The organism is Acidimangrovimonas sediminis, from assembly GCF_002871005.1.
GTDB classification, from domain to species: domain Bacteria; phylum Pseudomonadota; class Alphaproteobacteria; order Rhodobacterales; family Rhodobacteraceae; genus Acidimangrovimonas; species Acidimangrovimonas sediminis.
Map to the genome: position 1 here is coordinate 1 of NZ_PHSN01000094.1, position 434 is coordinate 434.

At 70.0% G+C, this 434-nt stretch carries 1 protein-coding gene; it reads right to left on the reverse strand.

The window, feature by feature from the left end; genetic code table 11:
• Positions 1-434, reverse strand: a 434-nt coding sequence (locus CVV76_RS24480; RefSeq protein WP_199178712.1) for an NAD(P)(+) transhydrogenase (Re/Si-specific) subunit beta, incomplete at both ends; no start/stop codon positions are given.

The following is a 434-nucleotide window of genomic DNA, read 5'->3' on the forward strand; positions in this document are numbered from 1 at the left end:
GAACACGCCCAGGAACAGCTCGACCCGCATGATCGACAGCTCGACCGGGGCCTTGTGCGCCACGATGGCGGTGAAGCCCGTGGTCAGCGCCCGCGCCTCGGGCGGCATCGCCAGCACATGCACCAGGGTGATGTAGGCGTTGTAGCCCACGAAGACCGCGGCAAGGCCCACGAGCGAATGCATCGCGGCCACCAGCTGCGGCATCTCGGTCATCTGCACCCGCTTGGCCACGACCCAGCCCACGGCACCGCCCGCCGCGATCAGCACGAGCGACAGCAACCACAGCCCCGAGCCCGGCCCGATCAGCGTGGCGAGGACCGCCAGCGCCATCCCGGCCATGCCGTACCACACCGCCCGCTTGGCGCTTTCCTGGCCCGACAGCCCGCCCAGCGACAGGATGAAGAGAACCGCGGCCACCACATAGGCGGCAGTGG